The organism is Phytobacter sp. RSE-02 (genome assembly GCF_040578655.1).
GTDB classification, from domain to species: Bacteria; Pseudomonadota; Gammaproteobacteria; order Enterobacterales; family Enterobacteriaceae; genus Phytobacter; species Phytobacter diazotrophicus.
This window is the reverse complement of sequence record NZ_JBEULY010000003.1, coordinates 269560-291533: the sequence shown is the minus strand read 5'-3', so window position 1 is coordinate 291533 and position 21974 is coordinate 269560. Positions and strand designations below refer to the sequence as shown.

Annotated in this window: 20 protein-coding genes; 18 read left to right on the top strand and 2 right to left on the bottom strand. The window is 54.6% G+C overall.

The annotated features are described in order from the left end of the window. The first annotated feature begins 20 nt into the window (after positions 1 to 20). Genes tar through cheZ form a run of 6 tightly spaced genes read left to right on the top strand, consistent with a single transcriptional unit; the run spans position 21 to position 6325 of the window. Positions 21 to 1685, top strand: coding sequence for a methyl-accepting chemotaxis protein II (tar, locus tag ABU190_RS08270; protein WP_354690996.1), 1665 nt, complete (start codon positions 21 to 23; stop codon positions 1683 to 1685). Between the two features lie 42 nt (positions 1686 to 1727). Then, positions 1728 to 3326, top strand: a complete 1599-nt coding sequence (gene tap / locus ABU190_RS08265) for a methyl-accepting chemotaxis protein IV (RefSeq protein ID WP_039078690.1) — start codon at positions 1728 to 1730, stop codon at positions 3324 to 3326. A gap of 19 nt (positions 3327 to 3345) precedes the next feature. After that, entirely contained in the window at positions 3346 to 4215 is an 870-nt protein-coding gene (cheR, locus tag ABU190_RS08260) for a protein-glutamate O-methyltransferase CheR (protein ID WP_354690995.1), read from the top strand. After that, the gene (locus ABU190_RS08255; RefSeq protein ID WP_039078692.1) at positions 4212 to 5264 is read left to right on the top strand and encodes a chemotaxis response regulator protein-glutamate methylesterase; all 1053 of its coding nucleotides are present in this window, start codon (positions 4212 to 4214) and stop codon (positions 5262 to 5264) included. Before cheR ends, ABU190_RS08255 begins: the two co-directional genes overlap by 4 nt. A 16-nt stretch (positions 5265 to 5280) precedes the next feature. Next, positions 5281 to 5670 carry a chemotaxis response regulator CheY gene (gene cheY / locus ABU190_RS08250; protein ID WP_039078693.1) on the top strand — a complete coding sequence of 130 codons (390 nt, stop codon included), beginning with the start codon at positions 5281 to 5283 and terminating at the stop codon, positions 5668 to 5670. Positions 5671 to 5680: 10 nt separating this feature from the next. After that, entirely contained in the window at positions 5681 to 6325 is a 645-nt protein-coding gene (cheZ, locus tag ABU190_RS08245) for a protein phosphatase CheZ (RefSeq protein WP_039078694.1), read from the top strand. 56 nt (positions 6326 to 6381) lie between these two features. Here cheZ and ABU190_RS08240 read toward each other — a convergent pair whose 3' ends face one another. Further along, complete coding sequence (locus tag ABU190_RS08240) at positions 6382 to 7032, bottom strand: type II CAAX endopeptidase family protein (RefSeq protein WP_354690994.1); 651 nt, start codon at positions 7030 to 7032, stop codon at positions 6382 to 6384. Positions 7033 to 7255: 223 nt separating this feature from the next. Between ABU190_RS08240 and flhB the strand changes: the two genes are divergently transcribed. From flhB to ABU190_RS08215, 5 genes are all read left to right on the top strand, one after another. Beyond that, positions 7256 to 8404, top strand: a complete 1149-nt coding sequence (flhB, locus tag ABU190_RS08235; protein WP_039078696.1) for a flagellar biosynthesis protein FlhB — start codon at positions 7256 to 7258, stop codon at positions 8402 to 8404. Next, positions 8397 to 10475: a flagellar biosynthesis protein FlhA gene (gene flhA / locus ABU190_RS08230; RefSeq protein WP_354690993.1), complete on the top strand. Its 2079-nt coding sequence runs from the start codon at positions 8397 to 8399 to the stop codon at positions 10473 to 10475. The genes flhB and flhA overlap by 8 nt, the downstream gene beginning before the upstream one ends. Beyond that, the gene (locus ABU190_RS08225; RefSeq protein ID WP_354690992.1) at positions 10475 to 10870 is read left to right on the top strand and encodes a flagellar protein FlhE; all 396 of its coding nucleotides are present in this window, start codon (positions 10475 to 10477) and stop codon (positions 10868 to 10870) included. The genes flhA and ABU190_RS08225 overlap by 1 nt, the downstream gene beginning before the upstream one ends. 274 nt (positions 10871 to 11144) lie before the next feature. Beyond that, positions 11145 to 12722, top strand: a complete 1578-nt coding sequence (locus ABU190_RS08220) for an MFS transporter (RefSeq protein ID WP_354690991.1) — start codon at positions 11145 to 11147, stop codon at positions 12720 to 12722. Between the two features lie 10 nt (positions 12723 to 12732). Next, positions 12733 to 13872 carry a glycoside hydrolase family 105 protein gene (locus ABU190_RS08215; RefSeq protein ID WP_079496736.1) on the top strand — a complete coding sequence of 380 codons (1140 nt, stop codon included), beginning with the start codon at positions 12733 to 12735 and terminating at the stop codon, positions 13870 to 13872. Positions 13873 to 14180: 308 nt separating this feature from the next. On the opposite strand, the gene argS is transcribed toward ABU190_RS08215, so the two are convergent. Continuing rightward, positions 14181 to 15914 (bottom strand): arginine--tRNA ligase, encoded by a 1734-nt coding sequence (argS, locus tag ABU190_RS08210; protein WP_354690990.1) that lies wholly within the window; start codon positions 15912 to 15914, stop codon positions 14181 to 14183. Between the two features lie 289 nt (positions 15915 to 16203). Here argS and ABU190_RS08205 point away from each other — a divergent pair, with 289 nt between their 5' ends. From ABU190_RS08205 to ABU190_RS08175, 7 genes are all read left to right on the top strand, one after another. Then, positions 16204 to 16932, top strand: coding sequence for a MerR family transcriptional regulator (locus tag ABU190_RS08205; protein ID WP_039078702.1), 729 nt, complete (start codon positions 16204 to 16206; stop codon positions 16930 to 16932). Positions 16933 to 17143: 211 nt separating this feature from the next. Continuing rightward, positions 17144 to 17578 carry a nuclear transport factor 2 family protein gene (locus tag ABU190_RS08200; RefSeq protein WP_296439007.1) on the top strand — a complete coding sequence of 145 codons (435 nt, stop codon included), beginning with the start codon at positions 17144 to 17146 and terminating at the stop codon, positions 17576 to 17578. Beyond that, a complete protein-coding gene (locus ABU190_RS08195) occupies positions 17575 to 18294 on the top strand; it encodes an SDR family NAD(P)-dependent oxidoreductase (RefSeq protein WP_354690989.1) in 720 nt (239 codons plus the stop codon). Before ABU190_RS08200 ends, ABU190_RS08195 begins: the two co-directional genes overlap by 4 nt. After that, positions 18291 to 19550, top strand: a complete 1260-nt coding sequence (locus ABU190_RS08190; protein ID WP_354690988.1) for an FAD-dependent oxidoreductase — start codon at positions 18291 to 18293, stop codon at positions 19548 to 19550. The genes ABU190_RS08195 and ABU190_RS08190 overlap by 4 nt, the downstream gene beginning before the upstream one ends. A 1-nt stretch (position 19551) precedes the next feature. After that, positions 19552 to 20274, top strand: coding sequence for a DUF1365 domain-containing protein (locus ABU190_RS08185; RefSeq protein WP_354690987.1), 723 nt, complete (start codon positions 19552 to 19554; stop codon positions 20272 to 20274). Then, on the top strand, positions 20271 to 21491 hold the full coding sequence (locus ABU190_RS08180) for a cyclopropane-fatty-acyl-phospholipid synthase family protein (protein ID WP_354690986.1): 1221 nt from the start codon (positions 20271 to 20273) through the stop codon (positions 21489 to 21491). The genes ABU190_RS08185 and ABU190_RS08180 overlap by 4 nt, the downstream gene beginning before the upstream one ends. Next, positions 21488 to 21973, top strand: coding sequence for a DUF2878 domain-containing protein (locus ABU190_RS08175; protein ID WP_125124971.1), 486 nt, complete (start codon positions 21488 to 21490; stop codon positions 21971 to 21973). The genes ABU190_RS08180 and ABU190_RS08175 overlap by 4 nt, the downstream gene beginning before the upstream one ends. The last annotated feature ends 1 nt before the right edge of the window (position 21974 follow it).

Genomic DNA, 21974 nt, shown 5'->3' with positions numbered 1-21974 from the left:
AGTTTTCAGGAAGGTGTAGCATGTTGAACCGTATTCGCGTTGTCACAATGCTGATGAGTGTACTGGTAGTGTTTGCGCTGCTGCAGTTGCTCTCGGGCGGGCTTTTATTCTCTTCTCTTAATCAAAATCAGCAAAGCTTTGCGGTTTCCAACGATCTGCGCATGCAACAGACCGAACTGACAAAAACCTGGGAACTGATGCTGCAAACACGTATCAACCTGAGCCGTTCATCTGCGCGAATGATGATGGACCCGAACAACCAACAAAGTAGCGCTAAAACAGATTTATTAAAAAGCGCGAAATCCAGCCTGGCTGATGCGGCAAAACACTACGATGCCTTCCGTGCCATGCCATCTGTACCCGCGATGGAAGAGGCGCGTCAAACTCTGGATGAAAAGTATAAAACCTATGCGGCGGGACTGACGGAACTGGTGCAGTTTCTGGAAGGCGGCAACATGGATGGCTACTTTGCGCAGCCAACGCAGGGTATGCAAAACGGTCTCGGTGATGCGATGGGCAAATATGCCCAGTTAAGCGAATCGCTGTATCGCAAAGCCTATGACGAAAGCGTGAGTGATTATAACTTTGCAAAATGGCAGATGGCGGCCCTCGCGCTGGCCCTGGTCGTTGTGCTGGCATTGGTCTGGTACGGCATTCGCCGCATTCTGCTGGCGCCGTTGACCGCCGTCATTAAACACATTCGTGAAATCGCCAGCGGCAATTTGACCGACACGCTGGTGGTTGAAGGGCGCAGTGAGATTACCGATCTGGCCCAAAGCGTTGACCATATGCAGCGCTCATTGATTGATACGGTAACCAATGTGCGTGCCGGTTCTGATGCTATTCACTCTGGCACCAGCGAAATCGCCGCGGGCAACAATGACCTGTCATCCCGTACCGAAGAACAAGCCTCGGCGCTGGAAGAGACGGCGGCCAGTATGGAAGAGCTGACCGCAACGGTGAAACAGAACGCCGAAAACGCCCGTCAGGCATCGCTGCTGGCGAAGAGCGCCTCCGAAACCGCTGAACGCGGCGGTAAAGTGGTGGATGGCGTGGTGAAAACCATGCATGACATTGCCGCCAGTTCGCAAAAAATTGCCGATATTACTGGCGTCATCGACGGTATTGCCTTCCAGACCAACATCCTTGCCCTCAACGCGGCGGTTGAAGCCGCCCGCGCCGGTGAGCAGGGCCGTGGCTTTGCGGTGGTTGCTGGCGAAGTACGTAACCTTGCCAGCCGCAGCGCCCAGGCGGCAAAAGAAATCAAAGCCCTGATTGAAGACTCTGTTTCCCGCGTGGATACCGGTTCGGTACTGGTTGAAAGCGCTGGTGAGACGATGGGCGATATTGTGAGTGCAGTAACCCGTGTAAACGACATTATGGGTGAGATTGCTTCGGCCTCTGATGAACAGAGCCGTGGCATCGACCAGGTTGCGCTGGCGGTATCCGAAATGGATCGCGTCACGCAGCAAAACGCCTCGCTGGTACAACAATCTGCCGCCGCTGCGGCTGCATTAGAAGAACAAGCCAGCAGGTTGACGCAAGCGGTTTCTACTTTCCGTCTCTCTTCTGTCCCTACAAAAACCGCGCAAGGAGCGCTTAATCCGGCGGCAGCCATTACTTCGGCTCCTTCCAGAGCCCGTCAGCTAACGACCGGACAAAACGATAACTGGGAAACTTTTTAACTGCTTTAACCCGCGGCATTTTGCCGCCTGATGGGAGCGTTGATGTTAAACCGTATTCGAATTTCTACGACACTTTTTTTGATCTTGATCGTTTGTGGCATTTTGCAGGTAGGGAGCAACGGGTTGTCGTTTTGGGCGTTTCGTCAAAGCACCGCCCATTTATCAGAAGTTGAAAAAAGTAACATCCAGCGCAACGCATTGATGCAAACCCGCGCCTGGTTATTACAAGCCAGTACATCATTGAATAAAGCCGGTACGTTAACGGCGCTGAGTTATCCGCCGGACGATATCAAAGCGCTAATGAAACAGGCGAAAGATAATCTGAAAGATGCCGATAACAGTATTAATGAGTTTCTGAGTATCCCGGCGCTGACCGATGAAGGTAAGCGTCTGCAGGACGGAACGAAAGTGGCTTATACGGCATGGCATGGCGATCTGGAACACCAGGCCGCGTGGCTTGAAAGCAACCAGCTATCCGATTTTATGTCGGCGCCGATTCAGCAGTCGCAGGATGTATTTGATAAAAACTTTACCGCCTGGCAGCAGCATATTAACCACTTTGTGGAGACCGCTAAGGCAGAGGGTCAAAGCAATTACCAGCGCTCAGCGGTGATTTTTGCCGTGGTGGTCGTTCTGGCGGCGTTGCTGACGTCGGCGGCGCTGTGGTGGTCGCGTAAGATGATTGTTCAGCCGCTGGCCATTGTCAGTAGTCACTTTGACAGTATTTCCGAGGGCAATCTGGCTCGACCGATTGCGGTAGTGGGTAAAAATGAAATTTCGGCCATTTTTGCCAGCCTCAAAAAGATGCAGACCGCACTGCGTTCTACCGTGACCGAGGTGCGTCACGGCAGCTACGCGATGCATACCGGTATCTCGGAGATTGCCGAAGGCAACAACGACCTGTCGGCGCGTACCGAGCAACAGGCGGCGTCGCTGGCGCAAACGGCGGCCAGCATGGAACAGTTAACAGCGACCGTGGGACAAAACGCCGATAACGCCCGTCAGGCATCTGGTCTGGCACAGAGCGCGGCGGAAACGGCGCGTAAAGGCGGGCAGCAGGCGTCGAATGTGGCAAGCACTATGCATGAGATCGCCGCCAGTTCGCAAAAGATTGGCGATATTATCAGCGTGATTGACGGTATCGCTTTCCAGACCAATATTCTGGCGTTGAACGCGGCGGTAGAAGCGGCGCGGGCAGGTGAGCAGGGACGTGGTTTCGCTGTGGTGGCCGGGGAGGTGCGTAACCTCGCCAGCCGAAGCGCGCAGGCTGCCAAAGAGATCAAGGGCCTGATCGAAGAGTCGGTTTCACGTGTTGAGCAGGGATCTGTGCTGGTGGATACCTCTGCGAAAACCATGATGGAGATCGTCCACTCTGTCACCCAGGTGAACGATATTATGGGCGAAATTGCTTCTGCTTCGGATGAACAGCGCCGGGGTATTGAGCAGGTCGCACTGGCGGTAAGTCAGATGGATCAGGTGACCCAACAGAATGCGGCGCTCGTTGAAGAAGCCGCCGCGGGAACCGATCAGTTAGCGCATCAGGCAGATCATCTGACCTCTCTGGTGGCTGTGTTTAAGTTAGAAGAACATGTCGTTACATCAGACGCGGTACTCCCCAAAGGAGTACCAGTTGTATCCTAAATCAGAATGAGAAGGCGCTATGACATCATCAATGCCTACCGGGCAAACGTCATCACTCATGCAACAGATGACTCAGCGTCTTGCGCTGTCTGACGCGCATTTTCGTCGAATATGTCAGTTGATTTATCAACGCGCAGGGATCGTGCTCGCCGACCACAAGCGGGACATGGTCTATAACCGCCTTGTTCGTCGTTTACGCACCCTTGGGCTGGATGATTTTGGTCGCTACCTGAGCATGCTGGAAGCGAACCAAAATAGCGCCGAGTGGCAGGCTTTTATAAACTCGCTGACCACTAACCTCACGGCTTTTTTCCGGGAAGCTCACCACTTCCCGGTCCTTGCGGAGCATGCCCGCAAGCGTACCGGTGAATACCGCGTCTGGAGTGCCGCGGCGTCGACCGGTGAAGAGCCGTATTCGATTGCGATTACGTTGGCAGATGCACTCGGCATGGCGCCGGGTCGTTTCAAGGTAATTGCCAGCGATATCGATACCGAAGTGCTGGAAAAAGCCCGTAACGGTGTATATCGCCAGGATGAATTGAAAACGCTGTCGCCGCAACAGCTACAGCGTTACTTCATGCGCGGAACCGGGCCCCATGCCGGTCTGGTGCGCGTGCGTCAGGAACTGGCGAATTATGTTGACTTCACCTCGGTGAATTTGCTCGATAAACAATATAACGTCCCTGGACCGTTTGACGCGATTTTTTGCCGTAACGTAATGATTTATTTTGATAAAACGACGCAGCAGGATATCTTGCATCGTTTTGCGCCATTGCTTAAGCCTGACGGACTACTTTTTGCCGGGCATTCGGAGAATTTCAGCAACCTTGTGCGTGAGTTTAGCCTGCGTGGTCAAACCGTTTACGCGCTGAGTAAGGATAAAGCATGAGTAAAATCAGGGTAATGTCCGTCGATGATTCTGCATTGATGCGCCAAATCATGACCGAAATTATCAATAGCCACAGCGATATGGAAATGGTGGCGACGGCGCCGGATCCGTTGGTTGCACGGGATTTAATTAAAAAATTTAACCCTGATGTGCTGACGCTTGATGTGGAAATGCCGCGGATGGACGGTCTGGATTTCCTGGAAAAACTGATGCGCCTGCGTCCGATGCCGGTCGTAATGGTTTCTTCCCTGACGGGAAAAGGCTCGGAAGTGACGCTGCGTGCGCTGGAGTTAGGAGCGATTGATTTCGTCACTAAACCCCAGCTCGGTATTCGCGAAGGGATGCTGGCCTACAGCGAAATGATCGCCGAAAAAGTGCGTACCGCCTCGCGCGCGCGCCTTGCGGCACATAAACCCATGTCGGCAGCCCCGGCAGCGTTGAAGTCTGGTCCGTTGTTAAGTTCGGAAAAATTACTGGCCATTGGCGCTTCAACCGGAGGAACAGAGGCAATTCGTCATGTACTCCAGCCATTGCCGCTGTCAAGTCCGGGTATTCTTATTACGCAGCACATGCCGCCAGGCTTCACCCGTTCGTTTGCCGAACGCCTGAATAAGCTGTGCCAGATTACCGTGAAAGAGGCGGAAGATGGTGAGCGTGTCCTGCCAGGACATGCGTATATTGCGCCGGGCGACAAGCATATGGAGCTGGCGCGTAGCGGGGCAAACTATCAGATTAAGATCCACGATGGGCCGCCGGTGAACCGTCACCGTCCTGCTGTGGATGTACTGTTTCATTCGGTCGCGAAATACGCCGGACGCAATGCCGTGGGGGTTATCCTCACCGGGATGGGCAATGACGGTGCGGCCGGAATGTTAGCGATGCACCAGGCTGGAGCCTGGACCATTGCACAAAATGAGGCAAGTTGTGTGGTGTTCGGCATGCCGCGCGAAGCTATCAATATGGGTGGCGTCAGCGAAGTGGTCGATCTTAGCCAGGTAAGCCAGCAGATGTTGGCAAAAATTAGTGCCGGACAGGCAATACGTATTTAACGAGGAGTGATGTTTTATGGCGGATAAAGAGCTCAAATTTCTGGTTGTCGACGACTTTTCCACGATGCGTCGTATCGTGCGCAACCTGTTAAAAGAGCTGGGGTTCAACAACGTCGAGGAAGCCGAAGACGGCGTTGACGCGCTGAACAAACTCCAGACCGGTGGTTTTGGTTTCGTCATTTCCGACTGGAATATGCCGAACATGGACGGACTGGAACTGCTTAAGACGATTCGTGCTGACGGCAACATGTCTTCGCTGCCGGTACTGATGGTCACGGCAGAAGCGAAAAAAGAAAACATTATCGCGGCGGCTCAGGCTGGCGCGAGCGGCTATGTAGTGAAACCTTTCACTGCTGCAACCCTGGAAGAGAAACTCGGTAAGATTTTCGAGAAACTCGGCATGTGAGGACTGGACGATGATTCAACCTTCAATTAAACCTACGGAAGAACATTCAGCCAGCGATATCATTGCCCGTATCGGTAGCCTGACACGTATGCTGCGTGACAGTTTACGTGAATTGGGATTGGATCAGGCGATTGCTGAAGCGGCGGAAGCCATTCCTGATGCCCGTGATCGTCTTGATTACGTGGTGCAGATGACCGCGCAGGCAGCTGAACGCGCACTCAATAGCGTCGAGGCGTCGCAACCGCATCAGGATGCGATGGAAAAAGGGGCCAAATCCCTGTCCAAGCGTTGGGATGAGTGGTTTGAAAATCCTATCGAGCTGAAAGATGCCCGTGAACTGGTGACCGACACCCGTAAATTCCTCGGTGATGTGCCGGGACACACCAGCTTCACCAACGCGCAACTGTTAGACATCATGATGGCGCAGGATTTCCAGGACCTTACCGGTCAGGTTATCAAGCGTATGATGGATGTGATTCAGGAAATTGAACGACAGCTTCTGATGGTGCTGATCGAAAACATTCCCGATCAGTCTGCGCGTCCGAAACGTGAAAACGAAAGTCTGCTCAATGGGCCGCAGCTTGATGCGACGAAAGCGGGCGTGGTGGCAAGCCAGGATCAGGTTGACGATCTGCTCGACAGTCTCGGTTTCTGATGCCCTTGCACTGAGCCATACTGATAAAACGGGAAGCAGCAATGCTTCCCGTTTTTTTAGCTCATCGTGGACAAGGAAAATGAAGCGGTGTTATTGAGCATATGTAGCAGCATTGGCAGCAGTAGCCCACCGGATGACATTCTTACCACGCAAAGCAGAGCCGAAAAAGTAAACAGCCAGATAAAGGTGGCTGGCGCGTGGTATTGCGTATGCATAAGCGCAAAGGCTACCGAAGTCACCACGATGCTCTGCTGCCTGGCAAAGCGTCCCCAGCGGAGAAACGCGTTGAGTAAGAAGCCGCGAAAAATCACCTCTTCACAAAACGGGGCAATAAAACAAATGGCGAACGCCAGCCCCCAACGCGCAGAAACCGAGTAGCTCTTTAGCGATGCCACCCACTCTTCTTCGATACCCAAAAACTGCCAGACAATATTGAGTGCGATGATAGCCAGTAGGCCCAATGCGAAATAACCGGGGTTAAATTGCCCCAACGGCATAAAAGGGTAGTGATGGTTGTAGCATCGCCAGAGCAAGAGTGTGCACGGCAAGCTCACGGCCAGGCCGACAAATAGCGCAGCAAAACCTGAATGATAGAGCGCGGCATAATTGGGTAGCAATGCCACAATAAAGAAAAAAAAATGATAAATCAGTACTGCTGCGAGACACATCATTGTGTGATGACGTCTCTGCTCCTGATTGAACAGCATGGTTATCATCCCTGTGTTAATTATGTTTTATATCTTTTTTATAGGCATATGCAGCAAAAGCAGCTTTTCTGACCCACGCGGTAGTATATCGTTGGCGGATAAGTACATGCACTCTTCCTTTTCTCAAATCGCGAAAACCCCGTGTTTTTATGCCTTACTCTGCCCATTAGACCGACTTGACTCTGGCATTATGTCATCAAACATCTACCCGTGGATTTGAGCCGTGGCAGACGATAGCGACGACAAAACAGAAGCCCCCACACCCCACCGAAAAGAGAAGGCCCGTGAGGAAGGGCAAGTTCCCCGATCGAAAGAGCTGACATCAATATTGATGCTCTTTGTTGGGGTGGGCGTGCTCTGGATGGGTGGGGACGCGTTTGCCCGCAAACTGTCGGGCATCATGTCGTCGGGATTACGTTTTGATCATGGCATTATCAATGACCAAAAAATGATCCTTGGGCATCTCATCGAGTTGCTCAAAAATGCCGTGCTGGCGCTATTGCCGCTGGTGACTGGTGTGGTGCTGGTGGCGCTGGCTGCTCCCCCGGTACTGGGTGGACTGGTATTAAGCGGAAAATCGGTACAGTTTAATTTTTCCAAAATTAACCCGTTGAGTGGTATTAAGCGCCTGTTTTCAGCGCAGGTCGTGGCGGAACTGGTCAAGGCCATCATGAAAACGGCCCTGATGGGCAGCGTGGCCGCCTTTTATCTGTGGCATAAATGGCCGGAAATCATGCGCCTGATGATGGAAGCGCCGGTCACTGCGATGGCCAGCGCGCTGAATCTGGCCGGGATGTGTTGCCTGTTGGTCGTGCTGTCGATAATCCCGATGGTGGGGTTCGACGTCTTCTGGCAGATCTACAGCCACCTGAAAAAATTGCGCATGTCCAAACAGGATATCCGTGATGAATTTAAACAGCAGGAGGGTGACCCGCATGTTAAGGGGCGTATCCGCCAGCTACAACGTGCCGCGGCACGCCGTCGTATGATGGCAGATGTACCGAAAGCCGATGTGATTGTAACGAACCCGACGCACTACTCCGTCGCACTGCAATATGACGAGAATAAAATGAGTGCGCCAAAGGTGATTGCGAAGGGTTCTGGTTTGATTGCGCTGCGTATTCGTGAAATCGGCAGCGAAAACCGTATTCCGATTCTTGAGGCGCCGCCGCTGGCGCGCGCCCTGTACCGTCATGCTGAAATCGGTCAGCAGATCCCAGGCCAGCTTTACTCGGCCGTGGCTGAGGTTTTAGCCTGGGTATGGCAATTGAAACGCTGGAATTTGGCCGGTGGCAAACGCCCGGCCAGACCTGAAAATCTCCCAGTGCCAGAGTCGCTGGATTTTATGAACGAGAAGGACACTGATGGCTAATCTGGTGGCAATGTTGCGTCTGCCTGGCAACCTGAAATCAACACAATGGCAAATTCTGGCGGGTCCCGTCCTGATTTTGTTGATTCTGTCGATGATGGTTTTGCCGTTGCCGGCATTCGTGCTCGACCTGCTTTTTACCTTCAACATTGCGCTCTCGATTATGGTGCTTCTGGTGGCGATGTTCACCCAGAAAACCCTCGAGTTCGCGGCATTCCCCACCGTGTTGCTGTTTACCACGTTGCTGCGCCTGGCGCTGAACGTTGCTTCTACCCGTATCATTCTGCTGGAAGGCCATACCGGCACGGCGGCAGCGGGGAGAGTGGTTGAAGCCTTTGGTCACTTCCTTGTTGGCGGTAACTTTGCCATCGGTATCGTGGTGTTCATCATCCTCGTTATCATCAACTTTATGGTTATCACCAAAGGTGCGGGGCGTATCGCGGAAGTGGGCGCACGTTTCGTACTGGACGGGATGCCGGGTAAACAGATGGCGATCGACGCCGACCTTAACGCCGGTCTTATCGGTGAAGATGAGGCGAAACGTCGTCGTTCTGATGTGACCCAGGAAGCTGACTTCTACGGCTCCATGGACGGTGCGAGTAAGTTTGTGCGCGGTGACGCCGTCGCGGGCATCCTGATCATGGTTATCAACATCGTCGGCGGCCTGCTGGTGGGCGTATTGCAGCATGGCCTGTCGATGGGCGATGCGGCGCAAAGTTATACCCTGTTGACCATCGGTGATGGTCTGGTGGCACAGATCCCGGCGCTGGTTATCTCCACCGCAGCGGGTGTTATCGTGACCCGCGTGGCAAACGATGAAGATGTTGGCCAGCAGATGGTTAGCCAGTTGTTTACTAACCCACGCGTAATGGTGCTCAGTGCCGCGGTACTGGGTCTGTTTGGCCTGGTCCCAGGTATGCCGAACTTTGTCTTCCTGCTTTTCACCGTGGGTCTGCTGGCGCTGGCCTGGTGGCTGCGCGGTAAAGAAGAGAAGGCGCCGGCGGAAGCGACGCCAATCAAGATGCCAGAAAACAACCAGGCGGTGGAAGCCACCTGGAATGATGTGCAACTGGAAGATTCACTGGGCATGGAAGTGGGCTATCGCCTGATTCCGATGGTGGATTTCCAGCAGGATGGCGAACTGTTGGGACGTATCCGCAGTATTCGTAAAAAATTCGCCCAGGACATGGGGTTCCTGCCGCCGGTGGTGCATATTCGTGACAACATGGACTTGCCGCCAGCCCGTTACCGCATTCTGATGAAAGGGGTGGAAGTGGGGAGCGGTGATGCCTATCCGGGGCGCTGGCTGGCGATTAACCCGGGGACCGCAGCAGGTTCGTTACCAGGGGAACAGACTGTCGATCCGGCCTTTGGCCTGGCGGCTATCTGGATTGAGAGCGCCCTCAAAGAGCAGGCGCAGATCCAGGGCTTCACCGTGGTGGAGGCCAGTACGGTTGTCGCAACGCACCTGAACCACGTGATCGGTCAGTTTGCGCCGGAGCTGTTTGGGCGTCAGGAAGCACAACAACTGCTTGACCGCGTGACGCAGGAAATGCCGAAACTCACCGAAGATCTGGTGCCGGGAGTTGTTACGCTGACAACGCTGCATAAAGTGCTGCAAAACCTGCTGGCAGAAAAAGTGCCGATCCGCGATATGCGCACCATTCTGGAGACGCTGGCAGAACACGCTCCGCTGCAAACCGATCCGTACGAACTGACCACGGTTGTTCGCGTGGCGCTGGGCCGTGCGATTACGCAGCAGTGGTTCCCTGGCAGTGGCGAAGTGCAGGTTATTGGCCTTGATACGCCGCTGGAGCGCCTGTTGCTACAGGCATTGCAAGGCGGCGGTGGGCTGGAGCCGGGCCTTGCCGATCGTTTACTTGAGCAAACCCAGGAAGCATTGCAGCGTCAGGAGATGCTTGGCGCGCCGCCGGTACTGCTGGTCAACCATGCGTTGCGTCCGTTGTTGTCTCGCTTCCTGCGTCGCAGCCTGCCGCAACTGGTGGTGTTGTCGAACATGGAAATGTCAGATAACCGTCCGATTCGGATGACGGCGACCATCGGAGGCAAATAATGCGTAAGCTTGCCGGGTTATTTCTCGCGTTGCCTTTGTTTGTCCATGCCGCCGGAAACGGCGCATGGCAGGCAAGCAATATCGGGGTCATCCTCAGCAATCGTGGGCAGGCCATGTCATCGCGTGTTCTTGCCCCGTCGCAGCCGGTCAATGGCCTGATGACAGTAGTTTCATGGCGTTATGAGCTAAACGGCCCGACGCCTGCGGGATTAAATACACGCTTGTGTAGCCAGACACGCTGTGTGCAACTCGATGCCCAGAGTGGAACCACTGTCGCCTTCGCCGATGTGCCCGCGATTGAGCCGTTACGCTTTATCTGGGAAGTGCCCGGCGGTGGAAGATTGATTCCCGCCCTCAATGTTCGCAGTATCCAGGTTATCGTTAACTACCGCTAGCCGCTCGTCTTTTCACCAGCCATCGCCATTTCCCTCGGGAATCTGATGGCTGGCTCGCAAATTATGACCCTGCCTTTTGAACCAAAAGAAACACTGTTTTATAAATCAGTGAAGCGCGTTGCGGCACTCTTTGTATTTTTGCCATTTGCCTCCCGGTCGTGGCAGAAACAGAAAGGTATCCCAAAGCACATACTCTTACTTTAGCCGTGTAAGCATTACCTTTGGCGAAGCCGGATTGCCAGAGGTCCCTCACTAATAAACAGGGTTAACGGCAATGAAAACACGTAAAATTGGATTGGTTAACTACCTCGCCTATGGTTCGGGCGACTTCCTGGGGGCGGGCACAACAGCACTTACCGCCGCATGGCTACTCTATTTCTACACCACATTCTGTGGCCTGACGCCTATCGAAGCGACGTTTATTTTTGCGGCTGCCAGAGTACTGGATGCGGTGGTGAGTCCATTGATGGGCTTTTTAACCGATAACTTCGGCTCTACCTGGCTGGGTAAACGCTTTGGGCGCCGTAAGTTCTTTATTCTGTTAGGCATCCCCTGTGTGTTCAGCTACTCCATTATGTGGGTAGGTGACATGAGTTTCTGGTATTACCTGCTGACATACCTGCTGTTTGATGTGGTCTATACCATGATCCTGGTGCCGTACGAAACGCTGGTGCCGGAAATGACCGATGATTTCAAACAGAAAACCAAATTCTCCGGCGCGCGTATCTCGATGGCGCAGATGTCCGCTATCCTCGCCTCGTTCCTGCCGGGTCTGCTGCTGGCCCACTTCGGTAAAGACAACCCAATCTCTTTCTTCTACGCAAGCCTGGTGTTCTCTGTACTGTGCGCACTGATGCTGACTTTTGTCTGGTGCTTTACCTGGGAGCGTCCGCGTGAAGCGTGGACCGAAGCCGCGCTGCGTGCCGAAGCTGAGAAAAAACACCTGACCCTGGGGCAGAGCCTGCCTCGCCTGTTTGTTGAGCTGAGCTCAACGCTGCGCATCAAGATATTCCGTCAGCACCTTGGGATGTACCTGGGCGGCTATATCGCACAGGACGTCTTTAACGCCGTCTTTACCTACTATGTTGTTTTCGTTCTGATGCAGGAAGCGTCTGTCGCGTCTAACTTGCTGGGCACCATGGCTATCTTCCAGTTTATCGCCGTTATCGCCATGATCCCGCTGTGCATCCGTTTTGGACCGGCGCCGTCTTATCGCATGGTGGTGGTGCTGTTTGGTCTGAGCGCGGCGTCTTTCGCCATCCTCTACTGGGCGGGTCTGAGCGACATCTATGCCTTGTTGCTGCTGGTGTCTGCCGTTGCCGGTCTGGGCCGTGGTGGTATCAACTACGTACCCTGGAACACCTATACCTATATCGCGGATATCGATGAAGTGGTTACCGGCCAGCGTCGTGAAGGGATCTTCGCGGGCATTATGACCCTGACCCGTAAAGCCTCTCAGGCCGGTGCGGTCATGCTGGTGGGGATTGTGATGCAGGCTTCCGGGTTTGTTTCCGGCCAGAAAACGCAGGTGCCGGAAGTGAGCCATACCATCCTGATGATCATGTGCTTTGGTACCTTGCTGGTGCTGGCCTGCGGTTTCCTGGTCTCTCTGCGTTTCAAACTGAACCTGAAAACCCACAGCGTTCTGCGTGAAGAGACGGCCAAAATGCGTGAGTCCGGTCGTGTAATTCCGGAAAGCGCAACGCCACAAGCGCGTGCCACCGTTGAGATGCTGGCCGGCATGCCGTTTGAGTCCCTGTGGGGCAACAACAATATCGGCTACCTGAATCGTAATAAACCTGCCGCGCCTTCCCTGAAAGAAAACGCGTCACTGAAATCGACTTACAACTGAGGTTAAGAATATGAAGGTTTGGCCTGTCAAACATAGCCCGTTACTTTGTCAGCCAGAGCGTTTTATCGCCCGCGACGAGCTGAAATCATTGATTCAGAAGATCACGCATAATCTGGTCAATATTCACGACACCACCGGCGAGTTTTTACTACGGCTTGACGACGGGCGTGTGATTGACACCAAAGGTTGGGCGGGCTGGGAATGGACCCACGGCGTCGGTCTGTACGGTATGTATCAGTATTACCAGCAGACGGGTGACCAGACGGTGCGTGACGTGATTGATAGCTGGTTCGCTGACCGTTTTGCCGAAGGCGCGACGACCAAGAACGTAAACACCATGGCACCGTTCCTGACGCTGGCGTATCGCTACGAAGAGACCCGGAATCCGGCTTTCCTGCCGTGGCTGGAGACCTGGGCTGAGTGGGCGATGAATGAGATGCCGCGTACGGATCACGGCGGTATGCAACACATCACTCTGGCAGAAGAGAACCATCAGCAGATGTGGGATGACACCCTGATGATGACTGTTCTGCCGCTGGCGAAAATCGGTAAGCTGCTTAACCGTCCTGAGTATGTGGAAGAGGCGACCTATCAGTTCCTGCTGCACGTGCAGAACCTGATGGACAGGGAGACAGGCCTGTGGTTCCACGGCTGGAACTACGAAGGTTGCCATAACTTCGCGCATGCGCGTTGGGCGCGCGGCAATAGCTGGCTGACCATCGTGATCCCGGATTTCCTGGAGCTGGTGGATTTACCGGCAAACAATGCGGTACGCCGTTATCTGGTACAGGTGTTGAACGCACAAATCGCTGCGCTGGCGAAATGCCAGGACGACAGCGGGCTGTGGCATACGCTGCTCGACGATCCGACATCCTATCTTGAGGCGTCGGCAACCGCCGGTTTTGCCTACGGTATTCTGAAAGCGGTACGTAAGCGTTATGTTGGCCAGGAATATGCGCAGGTTGCTGAGAAAGCGATCAAAGCGGTGGTGAAGAATATCTCACCTGAAGGCGAATTGCTGCAGGTCTCATTCGGTACCGGCATGGGCAGCAATCTCGATTTCTACCGCCAGATCCCGCTGACCTCTATGCCGTATGGTCAGGCCATGGCGATGCTGTGTCTGACCGAGTATCTGCGTAAGTATTTCTAAGTTTCCCCGGCGGCGTAAAGCTTGCCGGGGATACGCTTGGTGCGGTCGGTAATGCTGTGAACGTTTTCGACCTTTTTTAGCCAGGGCTGACCTCTTTTCCCGACCGCAGGCAGCGGGGCGGGAGGCGAACACAGTGCGAAGCACCGCTTTCTTTGCGGGGCCGCGGGGATTATAAAGGGGAACGGAACCCACCACCTGAGCTGCATATACCCCTGGCCCTCTCCCTGGGGGATGAGGGCATCTTTATCATGCATGGCGATATAAAAACAAAACCCGGCATTTGCCGGGTTTTTTTACAGACCGTCGATTTACATACGTTCGATGGTTTCGATACCGAGCGTATCCAGACCCAGTTTCAGCGTCTTCGCAGTCAGCAGCGCCAGTTTCAGGCGGCTGTTGCGAACTTCTTCATTCCCGGCGCTCAGAATCGGACAATGTTCATAGAAGCCAGAGAACAGACCGGCCAGATCGTACAGATAGGCACACATCACGTGCGGTGTCCCTTCACGGGCAACCACATTCAACGTCTCTTCAAACTGCATCAGGCGTGCGGCCAACTGGGCTTCGCGATCTTCGCTGATCACCACCTTCGCGGCAAGAAGGGCGCTTTCGTCGATATCCGCTTTACGGAACACTGACAGTACGCGAGTGTAAGCGTATTGCATATACGGCGCGGTGTTACCTTCAAACGCCAGCATATTGTCCCAGTCGAAGACATAATCGGTGGTACGGCTTTTGGAAAGATCCGCGTATTTCACCGCGCCGATACCTACGGCATTAGCCAGTTTTTCCAGCTCGTCTGCTGGCATATCCGGGTTCTTCTCGGCCACCAGACGACGGGCACGCTCCAGCGCCTCATCAAGCAGATCAGCCAGTTTCACCGTGCCGCCCGCACGGGTTTTGAACGGCTTGCCGTCTTTACCCAGCATCATGCCGAACATATGGTGTTCGAGAGAAACAGACTCCGGTATATAACCGGCCTTACGCACGATAGTCCAGGCCTGCATCAGGTGCTGATGCTGACGGGAGTCGATGTAGTAAAGCACACGGTCTGCATGCAGCGTTTCATAACGGTATTTGGCACAGGCAATGTCGGTGGTGGTATAGAGGTAGCCGCCATCTTTCTTCTGGATGATCACACCCATCGGCTCGCCTTCTTTGTTCTTGAACTCGTCCAGGAACACCACGGTTGCGCCTTCGCTCTCCACTGCCAGCCCTTTGGCTTTCAGATCGGCCACGATCCCCGGCAGCATTGAGTTATACAGGCTTTCGCCCATCACGTCTTTACGCGTCAGGGTAACGTTCAGGCGGTCATAGGTCATCTGATTCTGGGACATGGTGATGTCGACCAGTTTGCGCCACATCTGCAGGAAATATTCATCGCCACCTTGCAGTTTCACGACGTAGCTACGGGCGCGCTCGGCGAAGGCTTCATCTTCGTCGTAATGCTTTTTGGCTTCGCGGTAGAAACCTTCAAGATCCGCCAGCGCCATTTCACCCGCGTTTTGCTGCTGTTGCAGCTCCAGCCAGGCAATCAGCATACCGAACTGGGTACCCCAGTCACCCACGTGGTTCGCGCGGATCACGTTATGACCGAGGAACTCCAGGGTTCGCACGGATGCATCGCCGATGATGGTTGAACGCAGGTGGCCAACGTGCATCTCTTTCGCCACGTTCGGCGCTGAATAATCGACAACGATGGTTTGTGCCTGCGGCTTCGTGATGCCCAGACGGTCGGACTGCAACGCCAGGCTTACCTGGTCTGCCAGAAACTCCGGGGCCAGGAAGATATTGATAAAGCCAGGTCCGGCGATTTCCACTTTGCTGGCGATCCCGCTGAGATCGAGATGAGTCAGTACCTTCTCGGCCAGTTGTCGCGGTGCCATGCCCAATTTTTTGGCAATTGCCATCACGCCATTAGCCTGATAATCGCCGAACTGGACTTTTGCAGACTGGCGGACCTGCGGTTCGCAATCCGCATCCGCACCTGCGGCAATGAGCGCCTGACCGACTTTTTCTGAGAGTAGAGCCTGAATATTCACCGGGATACCTTACATTGATGACGCGGCACATAAGGGCAGGCCGCGTCCGGGTGTTGATTATGAAAGGCGGGAGTATACTGCAAATGCCCGCAGGCGTCAGCACCGTAACCCGGTGGTTCACGTCAAAAAGCGTGGCCTGTTAGCGCCCGGATGAACGCTTAACACATTCGATCATGGACATGTTTTCAGCCCCCTCATCCGAAACGCCAGGCGCCTGATCTTACTCGCTATCCTGCGTGGGGGATTTATCCGTAGTATAGTAAGAAGAGTTTATTTCTTTGAGCGTACTATGACTTATTCCATTGGCGAATTTGCCCGGCTTTGCGGGATAACGGCGACCACACTACGCGCCTGGCAGCGCCGCTACGGTCTGCTCAAACCGATGCGCACGGAAGGTGGGCACCGGCTTTACAACGATGACGACGTGCAACAGGCGCTTAAAATTCTCGACTGGGTGAAAAAAGGGGTGCCTGTTAGCCAGGTTAAGCCGCTGCTGGCAAGGCCAGAGATGCGGCGAACGAACAACTGGGTCACCCTGCAAGAGAATATGCTTTCACGGCTGAAAGAGGGGAAGATTGACTCTCTGCGACAGCTTATTTACGACTCCGGACGCGAGTATCCTCGCCCGGAACTGGTCACGGAAGTGTTGCGCCCGTTGCGCAGTAAAATGTCCGCCAATATTGCGGCAATGATGACACTACGTGAAATCCTCGACGGCATTATTATCTCCTACACCTCGTTTTGCCTTGAAGGGGATAAGCGCGCGCCAGGCGATAATTATCTTATCACCGGCTGGCATCTGACCGACCCTTGTGAAATCTGGCTTGAAGCGTTGCGGCTGACCGGGCAGGGGCATCGCATCGATATCCTTCCGGTTCCGCCTGCAATGCTGGCGCCGGAGATTTTGCCGACAAGAAAATGGTTGCTGGTCACCAGCGGTAAGTTATCGGCCGCGCGTAAAAAACAGATTGAACTGTGGCAATCGCAGGTCAATTCCCTCGACGTTATTACCCTCTAGATCCTCTCTTCTGCTTGTGTTCATGGTCGCTACATAGCGACCTGGACGGTTACGCCTTTTCCTCAAATTAAGCACAAAATTAATCGCATTAATTTGTTGATATTTAATGGTTTGTAAAATATTTTTGCAACAAACTTGGACAAATATAATTAATTGTGTAAGTTTTAGATCGAGCGATAGCCGCGTTTTGTCAACGGAAAGGGTAAGACCCATGAGCACCATGCAGTCCGTCATTGATCGGTTTATTCATTACTACGCTGAACTGGACAGCCAGCCGCCGTCGGCGCTGAGCGCGCTCTATCATCCCGATGCTGTGTTGCAGGATCCGTTTGGCGAGCATCACGGATTCGTTGCTATCCATCGTTACTTCACCCATCTGCTGGCGAACGTTGAACAGTGCCGTTTCTCTATTGATCCCCCGCTTTGTGATGGTCAGCGTTTTGCGGTGACCTGGACTATGCACTGGTCGCATCCGCATATCCGTGGGAACGAACCCCTCACGCTGCCAGGCTGTTCGGTCGTGGAAGTACAGGGGGAGCACGTCTTACATCAGCGTGATTTTTACGACGCCGGGGAGATGCTGTATGAGCATCTTCCTGTACTGGGCTGGGCGGTCCGCGGTGTGAAAAAGAGGGTCCGCGCATGAAAACGGTGCTTATCACGGGTGCCAGTTCGGGTATTGGCGAGGGGCTTGCTAAATCCTTCGCCGCCGATGGCTACCTCGTCATTGCCTGCGGGCGCGATCCATCGCGTCTGGAGGCGCTACAGCAGCATAGCCCTAACATTCGTCTGCGCCTGTTCGATATGACAGACAGGGACGCCTGTCGCCAGGCGCTGGAAGGGTGTTCTGCCGATCTGGTTATTCTTTGTGCGGGCACCTGCGAATATCTGGAGCACGGGGTGGTGGATGCCGCTCTTGTCGAACGGGTGATGAGCACCAATTTTCTTGGCCCGGTGAACTGTCTTGCCGCGCTCCAGACACAGCTTAAACCCGGAAGTCGCGTTGTACTGGTCAGTTCGATGGCGCACTGGCTGCCATTTCCCCGCGCCGAAGCCTATGGCGCGTCAAAAGCTGCGCTCAGTTGGTTTGCTGACAGTTTGCGCCTGGACTGGGAGCCGAAAGGGATCGCTGTCACCGTGGTCTCGCCGGGCTTTGTCGACACCCCGCTGACCCGTAAAAACGATTTTTCTATGCCTGGTCAGGTGAGCGTCGGGCAGGCGGTAACGGCGATTCGTCGCGGTCTCGCAAAGGGCAAAACACATATCGCATTTCCGGGCGCTTTTGGGTTGCTGTTGCGCGCGCTCTCCTCTCTTCCCGCGGTTGTGCAGCGGGCATTCTTGCGCAGGATGGTACGGCCATGAACATTGCAATTATTGGTAGCGGCATTGCAGGGCTGACCTGTGCATGGCGGCTGGCCGGTCATCACAAGGTGACGCTATTTGAAGCACAAGCCACGCCCGGCGGGCATACGGCTACAGTGGATGTCGCCACGCCACAGGGGACATGGGCCATTGATACCGGTTTTATCGTCTACAACGATCGCACCTATCCGCGTTTTATGGGGTTGCTCAGCGAACTGGGTATTGCCGGGCAGAAGACGCAAATGAGTTTTTCCGTCCACAATCCGCAAAGTGGGCTGGAGTATAACGGTCACACCCTTGCTTCGCTGTTTGCCCAGCGCCGAAATCTCATTAACCCATCTTTCTGGCATCTGCTCAGCGATATCGTGCGTTTTAACCGCCAGGCAAAACAGGCTCTCGCGGGCAAGGTAGATGAGAAAGCCACACTGCAAAGCTTTCTCGATGAGCACCGGTTCAGCGCCTTTTTTGCCCGCCACTACATTCTGCCGATGGGGGCGGCCATCTGGTCATCGTCCCTGCAAGAGATGCGGCGTTTCCCGTTGCCACTGTTTCTGCGCTTCTTTGAGAATCATGGACTGCTGGATGTAACCCATCGCCCGCAGTGGTATGTGGTACCCGGCGGTTCGCGTGAGTATATCCGCACCATGCTCGCCAAACTCGGCGACCGCCTGACGCTGCATCTCAATACGCCGGTGCAGAGTGTTACCCGCCATGATAAGGGGGTGGAAATCCAACTTGCCGATGCGACCTCTACGTTTGACCACGTTATTTTTGCCTGCCACTCCGCACAGGCGCTGGCGATGCTTGCCGATCCCACGGTTGCGGAAACAGAGATTCTCGGCGGTATCGGCTGGCAGCGTAACGAGGTGGTCTTGCACAGTGACCGACGCTGGCTCCCGGAACGTGAGCGTGCCTGGGCAAGCTGGAACTACCGCCTGAGTGAGCAGGATCAGGCCAGCGCGTGTGTGACCTACAACATGAATATCCTGCAAGGGCTGCCAAAGGAAGCGCCTTTATTCTGCGTAACATTGAACCCGGACAAGCCCGTTGATGAGCTCTACGTCTGGAAACGCTTTGTTTATGAGCACCCGCTGCTTAACCCACAAAGCTGGCAGGCACAGGCGCGGCGGGGTGAGATTAATGGCCGTCAGCGTAGCTGGTTCTGCGGCGCTTACTGGTACAACGGCTTTCATGAGGATGGTGTTCGCAGCGCGCTCGATGTGGTGCAGGGCATCGCGCATGGGGAGGGCCAGTAACATGAACAGTTGTCTTTATGAAGGCGTTTTACGCCATCGGCGTCTTCTGCCCCGTGAGCACCATTTCAACTATCGCGTATTTATGGCCTGGCTCGATCTGGATGAGCTGGACGCACTCCCGATGTCAGGCATTCGTCGTAACCGTTTTGCTGCCGCCGCCTTTTATGACGAGGATTATCCGCTGGGATCGCCGCTTAAGGCGAAAGTTCTCGAACGGCTGGAAAATCTGACCGGCGAGCGTCCGCAGGGGCGGGTGATGTTGCTCACTCAACTGCGCTATTTCGGCTTTCATTTTAACCCGGTCAATTTCTATTACTGCTACGACCAGCAAGACGTTCTGTGTTGGGTGCTGGCCGAGGTGCGCAATACGCCCTGGAATGAACGACATTACTATGCCGTTGACGGACAGAATGCCCGCCCGCTGGAAAAAGCGTTCCACGTTTCCCCGTTTAATCCGATGGATATGGTCTATCACTGGCGCTTTAACCGTCCCGGAAAAACGTTGCATATGCATATCGAAAACCATCAAGAGGCGAAGGTCTTCGACGCCACGTTGCGTCTGACCCGGCGCCCATTAACGCGCGCTGCACTCACGTCCTTGCTGTTGCGTCTTCCGCTCATGACGCTCAAGACCGTGATGACCATTTATTGGCAGGCGCTGCGTCTGTGGCTTAAGCGCGTACCTCTTTATAACCATCCCGTCAGCAGGAGTGAACGCTCATGACCGATCCCGTCTTTGCGCTTGAACCCGATATGCCGCGTAATGCTCGCGTCGCGCGCTGGATGCTCTTTCGCCTTCTGAACGGTTTACGCGTGGGGTCTCTCACGCTTCGTGAGGGGGGGCAAACTTACCATTTTGGCGATACTGCCGCCGCGTTGCGCGCAGAGGTGCAGATCCTTTCCCCGGCCGTTTACTGGCGTTTACTGACTGGTGGTAGCCTTGCGGCGGCGGAAGCCTGGATGGATGGCGAGTGGGAGACGCATCAGCTTACCCCGTTGTTGCAGATTTTAGCGCTCAACAGCCAGGTTCTGGGAAAACTGGAAAGCGGCTTTCGCCTGCTCGGGCGTCCGATTGAGCGGATACGCCACTGGACACGGCGTAACGACCGTCTGCAGGCGCGGGAAAACATTGCCGCTCACTATGATCTGGGGAATCTTTTTTACGCCCACTTCCTGGATGAACAGTTGCTCTACTCCAGCGCGCTGTTCACCGCGCCCGATCAGGATCTCGCCAGTGCGCAGCAGGCAAAAATGGCGCGATTGTGCGAACAACTGGCCCTAACGCCGGACGATCACCTGCTGGAGATTGGCACCGGATGGGGGGCCATGGCGGAGTATGCCGCACGTCATTATGGCTGTCGGGTGACCACCACCACGCTATCACGCGAGCAGTATACGTGGGCTCAGGCACGCATTCTCCAGGCAGGCTTGCAGGATAAGGTTCAGGTGTTGCTGTGCGACTATCGCGACCTGACCGGACAGTTCGACAAACTGGTTTCGATTGAGATGATTGAAGCGGTAGGAAAACGCTATCTTCCGACCTTCTTTCGAACCTGTCAGGCGCGCCTGCGCGCAGGCGGGAAAATGGCAATTCAGGCCATCACCATTCAGGATCAGCGCTACAGCGATTACAGCAAAAGCGTCGATTTTATCCAGCGTTACATCTTTCCCGGCGGTTTCTTGCCGAGCATAACGGCAATGAACAACCTGATGACCCGCCATACCGATTTTGTGGTGCGCAATGTGTTCGATATGGGGCCCGATTATGCCCGCACCCTCGCGCACTGGCGTCAGCGTTTCGTTCAGGCCTGGCAAGAGATTGAAAAGCTGGGGTTTGATGAGCGTTTTCGCCGCATGTGGCTCTACTATTTTGGCTACTGCGAAGCGGGTTTCAATGCACGCACTATCAGCGTGGTGCAACTGACTGCGGAACGTGTATGAACCGCCATCTGCAGGTTTTCATCATGGCCGTGGCGTTCGATCTTTACTGGACGCTGGTGGTGCTGTTTCGTGAGCGCGGCATTATCGTCTGGCTCGCACTGGCGATGCTCGCCTGCGTTATGCTTGCGCCAGCGCTGCGCATATATGCGCTGGTGCTGGCCGGGGCTGGCGGCTCGCTGGATGCCCTCTGGGCGCTTACCGGATTGATCCGCTTTAGCGGAGATGGCGTGCTGCCATTGTGGATGGTGGCGCTGTGGCTGATGTTTGCCGTCGTCTGGACCCGACTCACCCACACCAGTGCCTTGCCGGGCTGGACGCTGGCGCTGCTGGCGACGCTGGGCGGGCCTGTTGCTTACTATGTCGGTGAACGTCTGGGGGCGATTACATTCCTGCAACCGAACTTTATTGTGCTGAGCTGGCTCGGACTCGGATGGCTGGTACTGGCGCTTTTTTTCCATTTATTGATGGGGAGGCGGCAATGAA